The sequence below is a fragment of the Actinospica durhamensis genome, from assembly GCF_018139695.1.
GTDB lineage: Bacteria > Actinomycetota > Actinomycetes > Streptomycetales > Catenulisporaceae > Actinospica > Actinospica durhamensis.
Genome location: NZ_JAGSOG010000918.1, coordinates 1 through 312, shown reverse-complemented (window position 1 = coordinate 312; position 312 = coordinate 1). Strand labels below are relative to the sequence as shown.

The 312-nt window shown below is 76.9% G+C and carries 1 protein-coding gene; it reads right to left on the bottom strand.

All coding sequences use genetic code 11. The annotated features are described in order from the left end of the window. On the bottom strand, nt 1–312 hold a 312-nt coding region (locus KDL01_RS42840; RefSeq protein WP_212534403.1), incomplete at both ends, for a hypothetical protein.

Here is a 312-nt window from a genome sequence, read left to right as displayed (position 1 = left end):
CGATCCGGGCGAAGGAGCGCTCACGCTGCTGGGCGCGGCGCGCCTCGACCGACCCGGGGTCGGTGTGCTCCTCCAGCGCCCGCACCCGCTCCAGCCCGGCCCGCGTCCCGTGCTCGCGTGCGACGCGCAGGGTCTCGGCGACCTCGGGTGCCGGGTCGAGGCCCGTGCGGCGCACCGCCTTGACCGTGCGCGCCACCGCCCGTACGGAATCCTGCCCGACGCTTCCCGAGCACAGCTCCCGCTCGAGCTGCGGCACCGTCGCGAGGAGTCGGGCGTCCTGCGCGAGCCCGCGGGCGCGTCCTTCGGTCACAT